Annotated in this window: 20 protein-coding genes and 1 riboswitch; of the genes, 9 read left to right on the forward strand and 11 right to left on the reverse strand. The window is 66.1% G+C overall.

The features are described 5' to 3' along the window. Window positions 1-39: 39 nt before the first annotated feature. The 8 genes from glyS to metZ all read right to left on the reverse strand — a co-directional run bounded on the left by glyS (window position 40) and on the right by metZ (window position 8,678). Complete coding sequence (gene glyS / locus ACW9UR_RS14445; protein WP_458917705.1) at window positions 40-2,376, reverse strand: glycine--tRNA ligase subunit beta; 2,337 nt, start codon at window positions 2,374-2,376, stop codon at window positions 40-42. Then, window positions 2,376-2,816: a DUF6446 family protein gene (locus tag ACW9UR_RS14450; protein WP_458917706.1), complete on the reverse strand. Its 441-nt coding sequence runs from the start codon at window positions 2,814-2,816 to the stop codon at window positions 2,376-2,378. The genes glyS and ACW9UR_RS14450 overlap by 1 nt, the downstream gene beginning before the upstream one ends. Before the next feature lie 83 nt (window positions 2,817-2,899). Next, window positions 2,900-3,742, reverse strand: coding sequence for a DUF1206 domain-containing protein (locus ACW9UR_RS14455; RefSeq protein ID WP_458917707.1), 843 nt, complete (start codon window positions 3,740-3,742; stop codon window positions 2,900-2,902). 55 nt (window positions 3,743-3,797) lie between these two features. Next, window positions 3,798-4,154, reverse strand: coding sequence for a glyoxalase superfamily protein (locus ACW9UR_RS14460; RefSeq protein ID WP_458917708.1), 357 nt, complete (start codon window positions 4,152-4,154; stop codon window positions 3,798-3,800). Between the two features lie 68 nt (window positions 4,155-4,222). Then, window positions 4,223-5,161 carry a glycine--tRNA ligase subunit alpha gene (locus ACW9UR_RS14465; RefSeq protein ID WP_458917709.1) on the reverse strand — a complete coding sequence of 313 codons (939 nt, stop codon included), beginning with the start codon at window positions 5,159-5,161 and terminating at the stop codon, window positions 4,223-4,225. Between the two features lie 70 nt (window positions 5,162-5,231). Next, window positions 5,232-6,680, reverse strand: a complete 1,449-nt coding sequence (locus ACW9UR_RS14470; RefSeq protein ID WP_458917710.1) for a TrkH family potassium uptake protein — start codon at window positions 6,678-6,680, stop codon at window positions 5,232-5,234. A 42-nt stretch (window positions 6,681-6,722) separates the two neighbouring features. After that, window positions 6,723-7,358, reverse strand: coding sequence for a GTP cyclohydrolase I FolE (gene folE, locus ACW9UR_RS14475; RefSeq protein ID WP_458917711.1), 636 nt, complete (start codon window positions 7,356-7,358; stop codon window positions 6,723-6,725). A gap of 108 nt (window positions 7,359-7,466) precedes the next feature. Then, window positions 7,467-8,678: an O-succinylhomoserine sulfhydrylase gene (metZ, locus tag ACW9UR_RS14480; RefSeq protein WP_458917712.1), complete on the reverse strand. Its 1,212-nt coding sequence runs from the start codon at window positions 8,676-8,678 to the stop codon at window positions 7,467-7,469. A 68-nt stretch (window positions 8,679-8,746) separates the two neighbouring features. Then, window positions 8,747-8,825: riboswitch (SAM riboswitch) on the reverse strand. 128 nt (window positions 8,826-8,953) lie between these two features. Between metZ and ACW9UR_RS14485 the strand changes: the two genes are divergently transcribed. Then, window positions 8,954-9,952, forward strand: coding sequence for a thioesterase domain-containing protein (locus ACW9UR_RS14485; RefSeq protein ID WP_458917713.1), 999 nt, complete (start codon window positions 8,954-8,956; stop codon window positions 9,950-9,952). Here ACW9UR_RS14485 and msrB read toward each other — a convergent pair. Beyond that, window positions 9,949-10,398: a peptide-methionine (R)-S-oxide reductase MsrB gene (gene msrB / locus ACW9UR_RS14490; RefSeq protein WP_458917714.1), complete on the reverse strand. Its 450-nt coding sequence runs from the start codon at window positions 10,396-10,398 to the stop codon at window positions 9,949-9,951. The genes ACW9UR_RS14485 and msrB overlap by 4 nt on opposite strands. A gap of 118 nt (window positions 10,399-10,516) precedes the next feature. Here msrB and ACW9UR_RS14495 point away from each other — a divergent pair, with 118 nt between their 5' ends. The 3 genes from ACW9UR_RS14495 to ACW9UR_RS14505 all read left to right on the forward strand — a co-directional run bounded on the left by ACW9UR_RS14495 (window position 10,517) and on the right by ACW9UR_RS14505 (window position 13,016). Then, window positions 10,517-11,251 carry a GNAT family N-acetyltransferase gene (locus ACW9UR_RS14495; RefSeq protein WP_458917715.1) on the forward strand — a complete coding sequence of 245 codons (735 nt, stop codon included), beginning with the start codon at window positions 10,517-10,519 and terminating at the stop codon, window positions 11,249-11,251. A gap of 85 nt (window positions 11,252-11,336) precedes the next feature. Then, window positions 11,337-12,320, forward strand: a complete 984-nt coding sequence (mbfA, locus tag ACW9UR_RS14500; RefSeq protein ID WP_458917716.1) for an iron exporter MbfA — start codon at window positions 11,337-11,339, stop codon at window positions 12,318-12,320. 108 nt (window positions 12,321-12,428) lie between these two features. Next, on the forward strand, window positions 12,429-13,016 hold the full coding sequence (locus tag ACW9UR_RS14505) for a hypothetical protein (protein WP_458917717.1): 588 nt from the start codon (window positions 12,429-12,431) through the stop codon (window positions 13,014-13,016). On the opposite strand, the gene ACW9UR_RS14510 is transcribed toward ACW9UR_RS14505, so the two are convergent. Next, window positions 13,000-13,791: a pseudouridine synthase gene (locus ACW9UR_RS14510; RefSeq protein WP_458917718.1), complete on the reverse strand. Its 792-nt coding sequence runs from the start codon at window positions 13,789-13,791 to the stop codon at window positions 13,000-13,002. The genes ACW9UR_RS14505 and ACW9UR_RS14510 overlap by 17 nt on opposite strands. A gap of 52 nt (window positions 13,792-13,843) precedes the next feature. On the opposite strand from ACW9UR_RS14510, the gene ACW9UR_RS14515 reads away from it, so the two are divergent. After that, window positions 13,844-14,296 carry a nucleoside deaminase gene (locus tag ACW9UR_RS14515; protein WP_458917719.1) on the forward strand — a complete coding sequence of 151 codons (453 nt, stop codon included), beginning with the start codon at window positions 13,844-13,846 and terminating at the stop codon, window positions 14,294-14,296. Here the strand turns inward: ACW9UR_RS14515 and ACW9UR_RS14520 are convergent. Next, the gene (locus ACW9UR_RS14520; RefSeq protein ID WP_458917720.1) at window positions 14,293-14,988 is read right to left on the reverse strand and encodes a metal-dependent hydrolase; all 696 of its coding nucleotides are present in this window, start codon (window positions 14,986-14,988) and stop codon (window positions 14,293-14,295) included. The genes ACW9UR_RS14515 and ACW9UR_RS14520 overlap by 4 nt on opposite strands. Window positions 14,989-15,052: 64 nt before the next feature. On the opposite strand from ACW9UR_RS14520, the gene ACW9UR_RS14525 reads away from it, so the two are divergent. The 4 genes from ACW9UR_RS14525 to gatA all read left to right on the forward strand — a co-directional run bounded on the left by ACW9UR_RS14525 (window position 15,053) and on the right by gatA (window position 18,227). Continuing rightward, entirely contained in the window at window positions 15,053-15,718 is a 666-nt protein-coding gene (locus tag ACW9UR_RS14525; RefSeq protein WP_458917721.1) for a hypothetical protein, read from the forward strand. Further along, window positions 15,718-16,380, forward strand: a complete 663-nt coding sequence (locus ACW9UR_RS14530) for a ceramidase domain-containing protein (RefSeq protein ID WP_458917722.1) — start codon at window positions 15,718-15,720, stop codon at window positions 16,378-16,380. The genes ACW9UR_RS14525 and ACW9UR_RS14530 overlap by 1 nt, the downstream gene beginning before the upstream one ends. 63 nt (window positions 16,381-16,443) lie before the next feature. Beyond that, the gene (gatC, locus tag ACW9UR_RS14535) at window positions 16,444-16,731 is read left to right on the forward strand and encodes an Asp-tRNA(Asn)/Glu-tRNA(Gln) amidotransferase subunit GatC (protein ID WP_458917723.1); all 288 of its coding nucleotides are present in this window, start codon (window positions 16,444-16,446) and stop codon (window positions 16,729-16,731) included. 5 nt (window positions 16,732-16,736) lie between these two features. Next, window positions 16,737-18,227 (forward strand): Asp-tRNA(Asn)/Glu-tRNA(Gln) amidotransferase subunit GatA, encoded by a 1,491-nt coding sequence (gene gatA / locus ACW9UR_RS14540; protein ID WP_458917724.1) that lies wholly within the window; start codon window positions 16,737-16,739, stop codon window positions 18,225-18,227. The last annotated feature ends 72 nt before the right edge of the window (window positions 18,228-18,299 follow it).

The raw sequence follows: 18,299 nt of genomic DNA on the forward strand, positions 1-18,299 counted from the left end.
GGGAATGCTGCACCGGAATGGCTTCGTGGCTTTCCGGGCTCAGCCCTCAATCGCCGAGAGAATTGCGACGCGGTTCATCACCGCGCGGATGCGGTTGAGCAGGCAGAGCCTGTTGCGGCGCACCATGTCGCTATCGGCGTTCACCTTCACATTGTCGAAGAACGCGTCGATGGGCGCGCGCAGGTCGGCCATCGCGGACATGGCGGCGGCGAAATCCTCGGCCTTCAGCGCCGGGGCGATCTCGGCCTCGGCGGTGTCGAGGGCGGCGAAGAGCGCATGCTCCTCGTCGGTCTCGGCCAGCTGCGGCTGCGGATCGAGCGAGTATTCGACGCCGTCCTTCTTTTCTTCCTGCGCGAGGATGTTCGCGGCGCGCTTGTAGCCCGCCAGCAGGTTCGCGCCGTCGTCTGTTTCCAAGAACGCCTGCAGCGCGCGGACGCGGTTGACCAGCAGCACGAGGTCGTCCTGCCCGCCAAGCTGGAAGCAAGCGTCGATCACGTCGTGACGGATGCCCTCGGCGCGGAGGTGGACCTTGAGGCGGTCGGCGAAGAAGGAGAGGAGGTCGGTGGCAGAAAATCCATCCATCGACCACGCAGCCGTTGCAAAAGTAGTATCTGCATTCCATTCATCACTTGGAAGTAATGAATCTTCATTATTTCCAATTAACCGGGCAGTGATGATCTCTTCACCAGCAGCAAAGCTGACCTGCAAACTCTGAAGCATTTCACAAACATCAGGTTCGTCGTATGCGACGCCATCTGCCGGCCAAACTATCTCTACTTGGTCATTTACTTCCCTAGCCAAGCAAAATGCTTCTTCGTCAAATGCTTTCTGCGCATATTGAGCCCGTAGTGATAAGAACGCTTTGCCGAACAATTCGACCAAGCGGGCTCGCGTACCCCGGCTAACTGCTGTTCTAATAACCCCCAGCGCCGCCCTACGCAGCGCATAGGGATCGCCCGAGCCGGTGGGCTTTTCATCGATGGCCCAGAAGCCGGTCAACATGTCAATCTTGTCGGCCAGCGCCACGGCGACCGAGACAGGCTCGGTCGGTACGTCGTCGGAGGGGCCGAGGGGCTGGTAGTGGGCGGCGCAGGCGGTCGCCACGGCGTCGTCGTGCCCGGCGGCCTTGGCGTAGTAGGTGCCCATCACACCCTGAAGCTCGGGGAACTCGTAGACCATTTCGGACGACAGGTCGGCCTTGACCACGCGGGCGGCTTCGGCGGCGAGATCCGGCTGCGCGCCGACCAGCGGGGCGATCTCGCGGGCCAGTGCCTCGATCCGGGCGATGCGTTCGGCCTGAGTGCCCAGCTTGGCATGGAAGGTGACGTTCGCCAGCGGCGCGGCCATGCCTTCGAGACCCTTGCTTTTCACCGTCCGCAGGTCGTTCTCCCAGAAGAACTTCGCGTCGGACAGGCGTGCTGCCAGCACCTTGTCGTTGCCGTGCAGGATCGTCGCGCCCTGATCCGCCGTCTCGCGGTTCGCGACGGTGACAAATTTCTCGATCCGGCCGGTCTTGGGGTTCCGCACCGAGAAGAACTTCTGGTGTTCCTTCATCGAGGTCTGAAGCACCTCGGGCGGCAGGTCCAGGAAGTCGGGGCCGATGTCACCCATCAAAACGACCGGCCATTCAACGAGGCCCGCGACCTCGGCCAGCAGGCCCTTATCCTCGACGACTTCCAGCCCTTGCGCAAAGGCCATCTGCTCGGCGTCGTGGCGGATCTTGTCGGCGCGGGTCTCGGGGTTCAGGACGACATGCGCACGGGCCAGTTTCAGCTCGTAATCCTCGAACGAGGTCACGCTAAAACGATCCGGCGCCATGAAACGGTGCCCGACGGTGCTGTCGCCCGAGGCGATGCCGTCGACGTCGAAGGGCACGACCGTTGCGCCGGCCTCGTCGCTCAGGATGCAGAGGATCGAGTGCAGCGGGCGCACCCAGCGCAGGCTGCCGCTGCCCCAGCGCATGGATTTCGGCCAGGGGAACGTGCGGACGACCTGCGGGACGACCTCGGCGATGATCTCGGAGGCGGCGCGGCCCGGGCGCTCGATGACGGCGAACAGGACCTGGCCCTTCTTGTCGTCGCGCACCTCAAGCTGGTCACGGGTCAGGCCGGTGGAGCGCAGGAAGCCCTCGATCGCCTTCTCAGGCGCGTCGGCGCGGGGGCCCTTGCGCTCCTCGCGCGTGTCAGGCGAGCGGTCGGTCAACCCTTCAACAGCCAGCGTCAGGCGGCGGGGCGTGGCGAAGGCCCCTGCCCCGGCATAGGTCAGGCCGGCCTCGACCAGCGCGTCGGTGACCATACGCTTGAGGTCCTCGGCGGCGCGGGCCTGCATCCGGGCGGGGATCTCTTCGGACAGGAGTTCGAGCAGAAGGTCGGGCATTACTTCGCAAATCTCTCGTTGAGCTGGCGCCACTGGTAGGCGCGGCCGTCGGGATAGACGGCGACGATCCGGTCGATGCCGTCGAGTTCTTCGGGTGCGGCGAGGTAGGCGGCGGCCTCCCCGGCTTCGAGGTCGCGGGCGAGGTCCTCGGTCGGGAAGCAGTCGAACCAGAACGGCGGGTTTAGCGGCTCTGGCTCCGCGAATTCCGGAAGCCCCTCGAAGGCGGCGGGGTCGGTGGTGAAACAGCCGCGCAGCTTGAGGCCCGAGGACGTGGCGTCGATGCCATCGTAATCTTGCACCGGGATTTCGCGGTCGGCCACAGTGATGCTGCCCAGCCCCTCGACCCGCTCGTAATAGGCGTAGGTCTGGAACCAGAAAAGCGCCGCCCCGAAGACGGCGACGAACAACAGCAAGGTGCCGACGAAGAAGCGGCCCGACATGTTTCCCTCGTGGACTGGTCCGGTGGGGGGATAGCGGGCGCGCCGGGGGGCGTAAAGCCGTTTCTCGCCCCCCGTGTCCGGGATCAGGCGTGCGCTTCGGCCTTTCGCTTCGCTGCGCGAGCGAGGCTGACCACGTCCCTGCCGGCACGGGCCGGGACGATACGGTAGGCGGCCTCGATCCAGCAGTAGACCGCGAACCCGACGAAGCCGAGGCCCATCAGCGCCAGCAGGATGCGGCCGAAGGCGGCCTGCCGGACGGTCTGGAACGCCTGCTCTAGGCCTCCGGCCTCGGACGGATCGGCGGTCCAGCCGGCATAGACGAAGAAGAAGCCGATCAGGCCAATGGCGATGCCGTGGGCAAGCAACCCGGCCTTGCAGACCGGCTCCAGCCGCTGCGTGAGCTCGGTATTGCGCAGGTTGCGCTTGTAGCGCTCGGAGAGGCCCTTGTGCGCGTAGTAGATCCCCGCTCCCACGACGATCAGACCGACCGCGACGACGAGCCAACGGCCCGCGGGCATCTGCATAAGTTTCGCCGTCCAGCTTTCGGTACTGTCGCCAGAGCCGCCGCCGCCCAGTGCAACGCGGGCGGCGTAGATGGCAAGGCCCAGGTGGATCACGCCCGAGACGGCGGTGCCGATCCGGGCAATGAGGCCCTTGCCGTCGCTGCCGTGACGCTCGAGGTCCATCCAGGCCGAAAGCCCGCGCCAGACCGCATAGGCCAGCAGGCCGAGCGCCACGGCCCAGAGCAGAACCTGCCCCCAGGCCGCGCCGCGCAGCGCTTCGATCGCGCCGGTGGTGCCTTCGGCCTGCCCGCCCCGCAGAGCGCTGGAGACCGCGATTCCGCCCACGATCACATAGACCAGTCCGCGTGCCGCATACCCAGCGCGCATTGCCGGAACCACCCAGGCCGGAGCCATCTCTGCCATCTGTCCTCTCCCCTTGCTGTCGGGAAAGGAGCGTTTGGCGCGGCGAAAAGTTCCCTCAGGGGTCGGCGCCGAAGCAGAGCACGTTGCCGTCCGGGTCTGCTATCTCGAACTCGCGCATGTCATAGACGGTGTGGGTGATCTGCCGCAGAAGCTGCGCGCCGTTGCGCTGAAATTCCTCGGCCAGCGCGTCGAGCCCGGTCACGTGGAAATAGGCCCGCCAGCGGTCGTATGGCGCCTCCGGGCCTTGATAAGCCTCGATGAAAATGCGCGCGCCGTCGCGAATGAAGATGCCGAAGCCCGGCGGCTCGCCAGCCTCTTCGGCGAGGCGGAACCCGAGGACGTCGATGTAGAACGCCCGGGCGCGGGCGTAGTTGCCGGACCTGAGCACCGGCGTGGCGGACTCGAGTGTCATGGTCTGTCCCCGGAGGTTGTTACCGGGGCAGTCTGCACGTTCCCGTCCGATGCAGCAAAGCGGAAAACTCAGGCGGCCTCGGGTGTCCAGCCGCCGGCCTCGGTCCGCACGAAGGCGTCGGCGCACTGCTTGGCCAGCGCCCGGACCCGGCCGATGTAGGCCTGGCGCTCGGTCACCGAGATCACGCCGCGCGCGTCGAGCAGGTTGAAGATGTGGCTGGCCTTGATGCACTGGTCATAGGCCGGGTGGACCATGACGATGCGCTTGCCGGTCTTCGGGTCCACGTCCTCCTGCGCGAGGATCCGGGCACACTCGGCCTCGGCCTCCTCGAAATGGCGCAGCAGCACGTCGGTGTCGGCCACGTCGAAGTTCCAGCGGGAGTATTCCTGCTCGGTCTGGCGGAACACGTCGCCGTAGCTCAGCGGGATCGGCGCATCCGGGTCGTTGAAGGGCATGTCCATGACGTGGTCGATGCCCAGCACGTACATCGCCAGACGCTCCAGCCCGTAGGTCAGCTCGCCCGAAACCGGGTGGCAGTCGTGGCCGCCGACCTGCTGGAAATAGGTGAACTGGCTGACTTCCATGCCGTCGCACCAGACCTCCCAGCCTAGGCCCCAGGCGCCCAGGGTCGGGCTTTCCCAGTCGTCCTCGACGAAACGGATGTCGTGCAGTGCCATGTCGATGCCGATCGCTTCGAGCGAGCCGAGATAGAGCTCCTGCATCTGCGGCGGGCTGGGTTTGATGAGCACCTGGAACTGGTAGTAGTGCTGCAGACGGTTCGGGTTTTCGCCATAGCGGCCATCTGTCGGCCTGCGCGAGGGCTGCACATAGGCCGCCGCCCAGGGCGTCGAGCCCAGCGAGCGCAGCGTGGTGCCCGGATGGAAGGTCCCTGCCCCGACTTCCATGTCATAGGGCTGCAAGACCGCGCAGCCCTTGCCGGCCCAGTAGGTCTGAAGCCGCAGGATGATCTCCTGGAAGCTGCGGGGGCGGGTGATCTGGGACGTCATTCTGGAACCCTCTGCCGTTCGCGCGCCTGCTTAGACGGACGCGGCGGTGCGGTCAATTCACCCGGGCGGGTCACTTGCGCCAGAAGGCGAAGGTGAAGAGGACGAAGACCGACATCAGCTCGAGCCGGCCGATGAGCATGGCGATGGCCATGACCCATTTCACCTCGGGCGTGAGGCTGGAAAAGTTTCCTGCCGGACCGATGATGTCGCCAAGGCCGGGGCCGATGTTCGCCAGCGTCGTCGCCGCCCCCGAGATCGCCGTGACCGGGTCGAGGCCCATCAGCGACAGCAGCACCGAGAGCACCGCGAGAGAAAGGTAGAACACCACGAAGAAGGCCATGACCGAGTTGATCACGTCGTCGGTCACCGGCTTGCCATCATAGCGCAGCGCGAACAGGCCGCGCGGGCTTTGCAGGCGGCGGATCTGCACCCGGATAGCGGCGAACAGCAGCTGGTAGCGGAAGATCTTGACCGAGCAGCAGGTCGAGCCGGCGCAACCTCCGACAAGGCCGATCAGGAAGAAGATCGCCGCCGCGAAACCGCCCCAGAGCTGGTAGTCGACCGAGGAATAACCGGTGCCGCTGATGATCGAGGTGACGTTGAAGAACGCCTCGCGGAAGGCGGGCTCCAGCGGCGCCTCATGCTTGAAGATCTGCCAGGCGGTAAGCACGACGACGACGAAGGCAAGTAGCGTCAGGAAGCCGTGCACTTGCGGATCGCGGAGCAGCGGGCGGACGGTCCCGCGCAACACGAAGACGTAGAGCACGAACGGCAGGCTGGCGATCAGCATGAAGATCGCCGCGACATATTCCGCCGCCCCGCGGTAGGCTCCGAACGAGGCGTCGTCGTTCGCCATCCCACCCGTCGCGACCGTGGTCATCGCGTGGACCATCGAGTCGAGCAGGTTCATCCCGGTCCAGCTGTAGGCGAGCATGCAGACCACGGTAATCCCGAGGTAGATGACAGAAATCGAAACTGCGATCTCACCGGCGCGGGGCAGGATCTTGCCGCCTGTGTCGAACGCCTCCGAGCGGAAGATCTGCATGCCCCCGACGCGGAGCGCGGGCAGAAACGATAGCGCCACCACAACCATGCCGACGCCGCCGAACCATTGCATCAGCCCGCGCCAGAGCAGGGTGCCCGCCGGCAAATCCTGCAGGCCGACGAAGACCGTGGCGCCGGTGGTGGTGAAGCCGGACATGGCCTCGAAGAATGCGTCGGTGAAACTGGCGTCGGGAGCGCCGATCCAGAACGGGATCGCCCCGAAGAGCGGCAGAAACACCCACGTGCCGGTGGTCAGGAGGAATATCTGCTGCAGCGTCAGACCCGGTGCGCGCCCGCTCTTGCAGGCCAGCGCGATGGCGCCGCCCGTCAGCACCGTCACCAGCGCCGAGACCGCGAAGGTTCCGCCCTGGTCGCGGCCTTCGAGCAGGTCGGCCAGCATGGGCAGGAGCATGGTAACGCCCAGCGCGGCGACCAGCATGCCGATCACGTAGCCCACGGGCCTGACATCAATCATGCGGCAACGCTTTTCCGCAGCCGCACCCGGAGTCAAGCGTGCTCAGGCACCTCGGCTGACGGGGTTGCCAATCATCGACAGGAATTCGCGCCGCGTATCGCTGTCGCGGAACGCCCCGAGCAGGGTCGAGGTCACCATCGTGACGCCCGGTTTGTGAACGCCACGGGTGGACATGCAGTGATGCTCGCCTTCCAGCACCACGGCCACGCCCTTCGGCTTCAGAACGTCGTTCAGCGTGTTGGCGATCTGAGCATTCATCTTTTCCTGCACCTGCAGGCGTTTGGCGAAAGCGTCGACCACGCGTGCAAGCTTGGAGATGCCCACGACGCGATCGGTCGGGATGTAGGCGACGTGCGCCTTGCCAATGATCGGGGCCAGGTGATGCTCGCAGTAACTCTCGAAGCGGATGTCGCGCAGGACGACCATCTCGTCATAGCCCTCGACCTCTTCGAAGGTTCGCTGGAGCATCGCTGCCGGGTCTTCTTCATACCCTCGGAACCATTCGCCGTAGGCGCGCGTTACTCGACCGGGCGTATCCAGAAGCCCCTCGCGCGCCGGATCATCGCCGGCCCAGCGCAGCAGAGTGCGTACGGCCTGTTCGGCCTCCTCTCGCGTCGGGCGAGGTGCGGGCAATACGGTCTCGCGTTCAGTGGCGATCTTCGAGTCGTGCACATTCATGCGGCGTCCTTTCCGGGTCCCGTCCGTTTTCTCCTGCCGAGAAGATGGGGCGACCGGGCGATTGGAAAAGGCCCGGTCGTTCACACGTGAGCGACGTGTCGCCGCAGGCTACGCCACATCGAGGGCGCCAAGTACGTCCGCGATCAGGTCGTCCGCGTCTTCCAGGCCCACCGAGAGCCGGATCAAGCCGGGCGTGATTCCAAGGTGATCCTTGGTCGCCTGGTCAAGCCGTTGGTGCGTGGTCGTCGCCGGATGCGTGGCGATCGACTTGGCATCGCCGAGGTTGTTCGAGATCAGCACGATATTCAGCGCGTTGAGGAAGCGGAACGCGGCCTCCTGCCCGCCGTCGATGTCGAAAGCGAGGACCGTTCCGCCTGCCTCCATCTGGCGCGCGGCCAGGTCCGACTGCGGATGGCTCTTCAGCCCCGGATAAAGCGCGCGGCTTACCTTGGCATGACCCTCGACCGCCTGCGCCAGTTTCAGCGCGGTGTCGGCCTGGGCGCGGCACCGCAGTTCAAGCGTCTCGAGCCCCTTGAGCATAACCCAGGCGTTGAACGGGCTCATCGCGCCACCGGTGTGCTTGAGATAGGGCTCAAGCGTGCCGCGGATGAATTGCTGCGTGCCGAGAACCACACCGCCGAGGCAGCGGCCCTGCCCGTCGATATGCTTGGTGGCCGAGTAGATCAGCACGTCTGCCCCAAGATCCAGCGAGCGCTGGAAGATCGGCGTGGCGAAGACATTGTCCACCACGACAAGTGCATCGTGGCGATGCGCGATCTCGGAAACCGCCCGGATATCAACCAGTTCCAGGGTCGGGTTCGACAGGCTCTCGAGGAACACCAGCTTGGTGTCGGGGCGCACCGCCGCCTCCCACTGGGCGAGGTCGGCGCCGTCCACGAAGGTCACCTCGACCCCGAAGCGCGGCAACAGGGACTCGACGATCCAGAGGCACGAGCCGAACAGTGCGCGGGCCGACACAATGTGATCTCCCGCCTTCAGCCCGGCGAAAAGCGCGCCGTTGACCGCGGCCATGCCGCTGGCGGTGGCAAACGCGTCCTCGGCCCCTTCGATCTGGGCGATCCGGTCCTCGAACATCCGGACGGTCGGGTTACCGTAGCGGGCGTAGATAAACTCGTCCGGACCGGATTCCAGGAACCGCGCCTCGGCGGTTTCGGCGTCGGGATAGACGAAGCCCTGCGTCAGGAAGATCGCCTCGGACATCTCGCCGTATTGCGAGCGGCGGGTGCCGCCGTGCACCGCCTTGGTGCGGGGCTTCCACGCGGGATCGGATTTCTTCGCTTCGGGCCGTTCGTCTTTCATCTGCGCTCCGCCCTGCCGGCGGCCTCCTGGTCAAACAAAAACCCCGACCGGGGTACGATCGGGGTTCCATAGGCTGGACCGCGACCTCTTTAGCGGTTTCTTTAACGTGGCCCGCAATCCGGTGAACAAATCGCCACGGGCGACTGGGTACTCCAAGCGCGCATGGCGGTCAATGTCCGGCACGTCGCCGCCTGTCATCCAATCTTCATCCTGACGTCACCGGGGCGCAGTCGAATCCGGTGAACAAGCCATGAAAACACTGGCGGACAGGCAAGATGGCGGTGATCGGGCTTTCCCTGGCCGAAGGCGTGGTGCGTTGCGACGCGGCACCAGAGTCCGATCTGCAGGCGGCGCTTGCTCCGCGCCTGCGGGCCTTGCCGCGGAACGCGCCCATCGTCATCCTGATCCACGGCTACAAGTTTTCGCCCAACCGGGTCGATGCCGACCCGAACCGCGAGATCTTCTCGCTCTCGCCCGCCAATCCCTGCTTCCGCAACACCAGTTGGCCCGCCGGGCTGGGGTTTCGCGAAGGAGGCGTCTCGGACGGTCTGTGCCTTGGCTTTGGCTGGCCGGCGCACGACACCGACCACTCCGGCCCGCCGCTACGCCGGTTCGCAAGGGTTTACGAGGCGGCGGCCCGGGCGGGTGCGGCGTTGGCCGGGGTGATCGAAACGATCCACGATCTTGCGCCGGACCGCCCGGTGGACCTTCTGGGGCATTCGCTGGGCGCCCGCGTCGCGCTGCAGGCTGCACGGCACCTGCGCCGGGGCACGCTTGGGCAGATCATCCTCATGGGCGGGGCCGAGTATGACGGTGTGGCGCTGGACTGTCTCGCCGCGCCGGGAGCCAGGGCCGCACAAGTGTTCAACGTGACCTCGCGTCAGAACGACCTGTTCGACCTGCTCTTCACCCGGTTCGCGCCGCGCCCCCCGGGCTATCACCGGCCGTTGTCGGAGGGGCTAGGGCAGCACGTGCGACAGGCCTACGACCTGCCCCTCGACAGCGAGGATCTGGCACCGCTGCTTCGCCGGCGCGGCGTGCACCTCGGCCCCGACACGCGCCGCATCTGCCACTGGAGCTTCTACACGCGGCCCGGCGTGCTGGGGCTCTACTCCGAGATGCTGCGCAACCGCCACAACTGGACAATCTCAGCGCTCAAGGCCGAGGCCGGCTGCCTGCCGCAGGCCGCGCGATGGAGCCTGCTCGTCCCCCGCTTGCCTTGGACCCCGCCCGACGCGGGCGCAGGTGCGGTCCGGCCTGCCGCCGGAGCCTAGCCTTCGCCGCCGTCCTGCCCGTCCGTCGCATCGACATCGTCAGCGTCCGGGATCCCCGCCGGGCGGAAATCCAGCGCAACGCCGTTCATGCAGTAGCGCAGGCCGGTCGGCTGCGGCCCGTCCGGAAAGACGTGGCCAAGGTGGGCGTCGCAGCGCGAACAAAGCACCTCGGTCCGGCGCATGAAGAAGGACCGATCCTCTTTCTCGTCGACCGCCTGTGCGTCGACCGGAGCCCAGAAGCTCGGCCAGCCGGTGCCGCTGTCGAACTTGGTCGCCTGGTCGAACAGCGGCTGTCCGCAGCAAGTGCACGCGAAGGTCCCGGGCTCCTTGGGAAAGTCGTCATGGGTGAAGGCGCGCTCGGTCCCGTGCCGACGCGTGACCTTGTAGGCAAGGTCGGACAGCTGCGCGCGCCACTCCGCATCGCTCTTGACGATCTTGTCGGCCATTTTCGCCCTCTCCTCGATTGTGGGGAAATACTCTTTGCACCCAAACGCTCCGGTGGTCATATAGACGTCACGGTTCGATGCCACAGCGTCCTATGTAACGCTGGATATGAGGCTTGCAATGGCGGTGTTTCGCAGGGGACGTTATCTCGCCCGCTTCGCCGAGGGGCCTGCCGACGTGCAGGCTGCTCAACGGCTGCGCTATCGCTGCTTCCGCGGCGCGGAGCCTGACGGCCTCGACTCGGATCGCTTCGACGAGCGCTGCCTGCATGTGCTGGTCGAAGACGCGTCCAGCGGCAAACTCGTCTGCTGTTTCCGCCTGCTGCCCTTCGAGAACGGCGCCAGCATCAGCGATTCCTACGCCGCGCAGTTCTACGGACTGGACAATCTGGCCGCGTTCGACGGCCCGATGGTCGAGATGGGGCGCTTCTGCATAGACCCGGCCGTGCGCGACCCGGATGTGCTGCGCATCGCCTGGGGGGCCATGACAGAATACGTCGACCGCGAGGGGGTCGAATTGCTGTTCGGCTGCTCCAGCTTCAAGGGCACCGAGGCCGAGGCCTACATGGACGCCTTCGCCCTGCTCAAGGAGCGCCACCTCGCGCCGAATCGCTGGCTGCCCCGGGTCAAGGCGCCCCGCGTGTTCCGATTCGCCACGCGGCTGCGGCTGCGCAAGCCGAACCTCAAACTGGCGATGAAGGGCATGCCCCCGCTGCTGCGCAGCTACCTGGTTATGGGCGGCTGGGTCTCGGACCACGCGGTTGTGGACCACGACCTGAACACGCTGCATGTCTTCACCGGCCTCGAGATCCGGGCGATCCCGTCGACCCGCAAGCGCCTGCTGCGCGCGACCTGACGCCGCGCCCACCCGGCGGCGCGTATACCGGGCTTGTATAGTTTAGAACGATTCCAATATCCTTCCCTCAAGAAGGAGAACCCCCATGCTGCATCGTGTCCTCGGCCTTTCGCGCCGGTCGTTCGACAGCCTGTCCGAACAGGAAATCCTCGCCCTCGCGATCTCGTCGGAAGAAGACGACGCCCGGATTTACCGCGCCTATGCTGACGGGCTACGCGAGGAATTCCCGAACTCCGCCGCGATGTTCGAGGAAATGGCCGCCGAAGAGGATGAGCATCGCCGCCGCCTGATCGAACGGCACCGCGCCCGGTTCGGCGAGAGTATTCCGCTGATCCGCCGCGAACACGTGCGCGGCTACTATGAACGCCGGCCTGATTGGTTGGTGCGGCCGCTGGGGATCGAGAAGACCCGCGCGCAAGCGAAAGAGATGGAGGAGCAGGCCGCCCGCTTCTATCGCGCCGCGGCATTGCGGACTCAGGACGCCGAGACCCGAAAGCTGCTAGGCGACCTTGCGGCCGCCGAGGCCGGGCACATTACGACAGCCGAGCGACTGGAGGCGAAGCACGCGCCGGAGGACGTACAGGCACAGGAAGCCGACACCGAGCGCAAGCGCTTCATCCTGACCTACGTGCAACCGGGTCTCGCCGGGCTGATGGATGGCTCGGTCTCTACCCTGGCGCCGATTTTCGCAGCGGCCTTCGCCACCGGCGACACCTGGAGCACCTTCCTGATCGGGCTCTCGGCCTCGGTCGGTGCGGGCATCTCGATGGGCTTCACCGAGGCCGCGAGCGACGACGGTGTGATCTCGGGACGCGGCTCGCCGGTCAAGCGCGGCATCGCAACAGGCGTGATGACGACTGTTGGGGGGCTGGGGCACGCCCTGCCATACCTGATCCCGCATTTCTGGACCGCGACCATCGTTGCCATCATCGTCGTCTTTATCGAGCTTTGGGCGATCACCTGGATCCAGCATCGGTTCATGGAAACGCCCTGGCTGCGCGCCTCGCTCCAGATCGCGCTGGGCGGCGCGCTGGTTCTGGCCGCCGGCATCCTGATAGGAAGCGCCTGACGGGGGGGGCCAGCGCGAGCCAGATCCGCGCCCCCACCTTCCACTTTCCGGCAAATATCCCCGCCGGAGGCCCCCGCCAGCCGCCGGCGCACTGCCCGAAGGACCGCAATGCCACTGCCAAACCGCGTCCGACCCGACGGCCAGATCCTCGCCACGCCCGAAAGGGGGGCGCTTATGGGCAATCGCGGCGGACAGATCCACGGCCCTGCCCGCACCCTCACCCGCCGTTGGGCGTCGAAGGCATGGATAGCCTGCGTGCTCGACTTCAAGGACCGCAGGCGGACGGTGATGGGTGGCGGCTATACCGAGCTATTCTTCCTCGACGAGGTCACGGCATTGGCCGCGGGTCATCGCCCCTGTTTCGAGTGTCGCCGGGCAGACGCGCTCAATTTCGCCAAGCTGGCAGGGGGCGGAACGCGCATGCCAGCGCCCGAGATGGACCGGTGCCTGCACAAGCAGCGCCTTGGCCCAAAGCCCGAGGCCGCACCCGCGTCGCTGCCGGACGGGGCAATGGTCCGGTCGGGAGATGACTTCCTGGCCGTTCGCATGGGGCGGCTTCTGCGCTGGTCTTTCGGCGGTTATGCCGATGCAGGCCCGGCAACCGGCGCCGCGTTGCCGGTGCTGACGCCGGAGCTGACGTTGAGCGCCCTGCGCGCGGGCTATGTCCCGCGCTGGCACGTCAGCGCTTCGGCCTGACGCTCCGGCTGCGCGGCTTTTTCTGCGCCTCGGCCTTGGGCTTTTCCGTCGGCTCACGCGTCACGCCCAGCTGATCGCGGAGCACCTTGGGTCTGATCTCCTCGACCGCGCCTCGCGGCAGGTCTCCCAGCTGAAACGGCCCGTAGGAGAGGCGGATCAGCCGGTTCACGTCGAGACCGATGGCACCGAGGGCGCGGCGGATCTCGCGGTTGCGGCCTTCGCGGATGCCGATGGTCAGCCAGGCGTTCGCGCCCTGCTGCTTGTCGAGCGCCACCTGCATCGGCTGGAACTTCTCGCCATCCACAGTGATGCCCTTTCGCAGGGGCTCGAAATCCCGATCCTCAGGCTCGCCCTTGGCGCGGACCCGGTAGCGGCGCATCCAGCCGGTCGAGGGCAGTTCCAGTTTGCGCTTCAGCTCACCGTCATTGGTCAGCAGAAGCAGGCCCTCGGAGTTGAGGTCGAGCCGTCCGACGCTCATCACCCGCGGCAGATCCTCGGGCAGCGCGTCAAAGATCGTCCGACGCCCCTTCTCATCTGCGGTGGTCGTCACCAGCCCGGCGGGCTTGTGATAGCGCCACATGCGCACCGGCTCGGGCTCGGCGACGGCTTTGCCGTCGACGAGGATCACGTCCTTGTCGGTCACGTTCAGCGCGGGGCTGTCGATCTTCTTGCCGTTCACCTTTACGCGCCCGGCCTCGATGATCCGCTCCGCCTCGCGGCGCGAGGCGACGCCGGCGCGCGCCAGCCGCTTTGCTATTCTTTCACCCTCGGTCATGGCAGCCGCTTACGCGCTTGTCCGCGTCACGGCAATGGTATTGAACGGGGTCATGCGCTTTCCCAGCCATATGGACGCAGCCCTGGACGAGGCCCGCGCCGCCGCCGCGCGGGGCGAAACGCCCGTTGGTGCGGTGATTGTGGACTCCGGAACGGGCGCGGTCGTGGCCCGCGCGGGAAACCGTACGCGGGAGTTTTCCGACCCCACCGCCCATGCCGAGATCCTGGCGATACGCGCAGCCTGCGCCGCCGCCGGGTCCGAGCGGCTGCCGGGACTCGATCTCTATGTCACGTTGGAGCCATGTCCGATGTGCGCCGCCGCGATTTCCGCCGCGCGGATCCGGCGGCTCTACTACGGGGCGGCGGACCCGAAATCCGGCGGGGTCGAGCATGGCGCCCGCGTGCTCTCGCACCCGCAGGCGCACCACAAGCCCGAGGTCTACCCCGGCCTGCGCGAGACCGAGGCAGCGGCGCTTCTACGCGATTTCTTCGCCAAACGCCGCTAGAGATCGAAAGGCCGCATCACCTCGGCCTCGACTACCTGCACGCCCGGTAGCCCCGCCTTCAGCTCCTCCACATCCTGAGCGAGCAGCGGGAAGGTCTTGTAATGGCAGGGAATAACCGTCTTGAAATCGAAGAACTTTCGGCAAGCATAGATCGCCCGGTTCTGGTCCATCGTATAGTGCCCGCCAACGCAGAGAATGCCGATATCGGGCCGGTGCAGGTCGTGCCAGATCTGCATGTCCGTGGTCACGTCCGTATCGCCCGAGAAATAGATGGTATGGCCATCGCCCGAAATGATGAACCCAGCCTCTCCGCCCGCATAGCCGGTCGGGCCTTCGGCGAAATCGACGCTCGAGGAATGCACGGCATTGACCATGGTCACCTGCACGTCGCCCAGCGAGATCGTGCCGCCCTTGCCGAAACCGACGGTCTCCACCCCGTCCTTCTGACCGAGCCAGTTGGAAAGCTCGTGGATGCAGGCGACCGGAATACCGAGTTCCTTCGAGATGCCCTCGGCGTCGCCCGCATGATCGCCATGCCCATGGCTCAACAGCACGCAGGTCGCCCCACCGATGGCCGCTGCACGATCCTGCCCCTCGAAGCTCGGGTTGCCGGTCAGCCACGGATCGACCAGCAGCACCTGCCCAGCGATCTCGATCCGGAAACCGGAATGTCCTAGCCACGTGATTTTCATGGAATCCTCCCTGATTTCGGGCAGTTTAGCACAGAGATTCGCAAGCGGACTCAAGGGATCGCAGATGAACTGGACGCAGGCCGTAGATCACTATTGCGAGCGGACGGCCCCCGGTTTCGGCGCGGAGCCGCTGAACATGGCGACCGGCCTCGTCTTCGCGGTGCTTGGTTTGTGGCTTGCGTTTCGCGCGTCAGGGTCGGACGTGCGGGCAACCGCACTCACCCTGATCCTGGTCGGGGTCAGTTCCTTCCTCTGGCACGGTTTCGGACAGATCTGGGCGAGCATGCTGAACCTCGTCACGAACATGGCTCTCATGGCCGCGCTCGGCTGGGTCGCGCTGCACCGGCTTGGGGGCGCACGGCAAGGATCAGCGCTGGTCGGCGGCGTGATGCTCGCCGTGATTTTCTACCAGGCCGGTCCGATCCTCGGTGAGGTCCTGCCGGGAATGTCGGCGGCGGGTGGCTATATCCTGATGATCCTTCTGACGCTCCTGGCGGCCGTTGCGTTGCGTCGCTTCCGGCGCCCCGCCGGACTGCTGGCGGTCGGCGCAGCGCTGCTTGCCGCCGGGTTGCCGTTCCGGTTGAACGACGCCGCGTGGTGCGGGACCTTGTCGACGGGTACGCATTTCGCGTGGCACCTGCTGAATGCGGCCTACATGGCACTGCTGCTGGCGGCATCCCTCGCCGTTGCGGAAACACGAACAAGCCCCGGCGGCGCAAAGGACATGTGATGAACTGGACGCAACAGGTCGACAACTACTGCGAGCGCCTCGGCCCGGGCTTCTGGGCAGAGCCGCTCAACGCGATCACCAACGCGGCCTTCATCATCGCGGCGCTGGTCGTCTGGGCAATCCTGGGCGGAAAGCGGGATCCCGGCGCAAGGGTGTTGACGGTGATCCTGTTCGCGATCGGCGTCGGCTCGTTCCTGTTTCACACCTACGCGACCCGCTGGGCCGGGGCAGCGGACGTGCTGCCTATCCTCCTGTTCATTCTCGTCTACATCTATTTGGCAACCCGGCGCTTTTTCGAACAGGGCATCCTCGGCGGCGCGTTCATGGTTGCGTTGTTCTTCCCATTCTCCTGGGCGGTGACACTGCTGGTCGGCTCCGTCACCGGTCCCCTCAACGGTTCACTCGGCTATGTTCCCGTACCGGTGCTGATCCTGATCTACGCCGCGATCCTCTGGCGCGGCGCTCCGCTGACCGCCCGAGGGCTGGCCATCGGCGCTGGCATCCTGTTGCTGTCGCTCTTTTTCCGCTCGATCGATGAGGCAGTCTGCAGCGTCGTCCCCATCGGCACGCATTTCCTCTGGCACAGCCTGAACGCGCTGATGCTGGGCTGGATGATCCTGGTCCTGCACACGCACCTGCCTCCAGAGCGGCGCGAGGCGTGACCACCCTTGCACGCGCGCGGGTGCATCGCTAAACCGCACCCGTTCCATCCCTGAGGAGAGCCGATGTCGATCGACAAGGACACTGCCCGCCGCGTCGCGCACCTGGCGCGTATCGAGGTCGCCGAAGAAGCGCTGGAGCCGCTGGCCAAGGACCTCAGCCGCATCCTGGACTTCATGGACGAGTTGTCCGAGGTCGACACCGACGGTGTCGAGCCGATGACCTCGGTCACGCCGATGGACCTGAAACGGCGCGATGACGTCATCTCCGACGGCGACCGGCAGGCAGATATCCTCAAGAATGCACCGGACGCGCGCGAAGGGTTCTTCGCCGTCCCCAAGGTCGTGGAGTAAGACTTATGACCGCTCCCAAAGGACTGACCATCGCCCAGGCTCGCGACGCGCTGCGCAAGGGTGAATTCACCGCCCGCGAACTGGCCGAGACCTATGTCGCCGCAGCCGAGGAAGGCGCGAGGCTGAACGCGTTCATCGCCCACACTCCCGAGCAGGCGCTGGAGCAGGCGGACGCCGCCGATGCGCGGCTGAAGGCAGGTGATGCGCCTGCCATGTGCGGCATCCCGCTGGGCATCAAGGACCTGTTCGCGACCGAGGGCGTGCAGACGCAGGCGGCGTCGAACATACTCGAAGGGTTCAAGCCGCCCTATGAAAGCACCGTGACCCGCAAACTGTGGGATGCCGGCGCCGTCATGCTGGGCAAGCTGAACATGGACGAGTTCGCTATGGGCTCGAGCAACGAGACATCGGCCTATGGACCCGCGATCAACCCCTGGCGGCGCAAGGATGCACCCGACGCGGACCTGACGCCGGGCGGCAGCTCGGGCGGGTCGGCAGCGGCTGTCGCGGGCGATCTGTGCCTGGCGGCAACCGGAACCGACACCGGCGGCTCGATCCGGCAGCCTGCCGCCTTCACCGGGATCACCGGCGTCAAGCCGACCTACGGGCGCTGCTCGCGCTGGGGCATCGTGGCCTTCGCCTCGTCCCTTGACCAGGCGGGGCCGATGACCCGCGACGTGCGCGACGCGGCGATCATGCTTGGCGCAATGGCGGGGCACGATCCTATGGATTCGACCAGTGCCGACCTGCCCGTGCCCGATTTCGAAGCCGCGCTGACCGGTGACATCCGGGGCAAGAAGATCGGCATTCCGCGCGAGTATCGCGTCGAAGGGATGCCCGAGGAGATCGAAACGCTCTGGGCCGAGGGCCGCGCGATGCTGGCCGATGCCGGCGCCGAAATCGTCGACATCAGCCTGCCCCACACGAAATACGCCCTGCCCGCCTACTACGTGATCGCGCCTGCCGAGGCGTCGTCGAACCTGGCGCGCTATGACGGCGTGCGCTACGGCCACCGGGCGAAGATCCGGCAGGGCGAAGGCATCAACGAGATGTACGAGCGTACCCGTGCCGAGGGCTTCGGCGCCGAAGTGCAGCGCCGCGTCATGATCGGCGCCTACGTTCTGTCGGCAGGGTACTACGACGCCTACTACAAGAAGGCCCAGAAGGTCCGCACGCTGATCAAGCAGGACTTCGAGAAGGTCTACGCCAACGGGGTGGACGCGATCCTGACACCGGCGACGCCCTCGGCCGCCTTCGGCATTGGCGAGATGGCCGACGCGGATCCCATCCAGATGTATCTGAACGACGTCTTCACCGTGACCGTGAACCTCTCGGGCCTGCCCGGGATCGCGGTTCCGACCGGGTTGTCGTCGCAAGGTCTGCCGCTTGGTTTGCAGCTGATCGGGCGTCCCTGGGAAGAGGCGGATCTGCTGAATACCGCCTACGCACTGGAAAAATCCGCCGGTTTCGCGCACCATGCCGAAAAATGGTGGTGAAGACCGCGTAACGAGGCGAGGCAAGAAATGAGGCTTGTGGCGTTCCTGGTGGCTGGGGCCACCGTTTTGTCG

Source organism: Halovulum sp. GXIMD14794 (genome assembly GCF_054457455.1).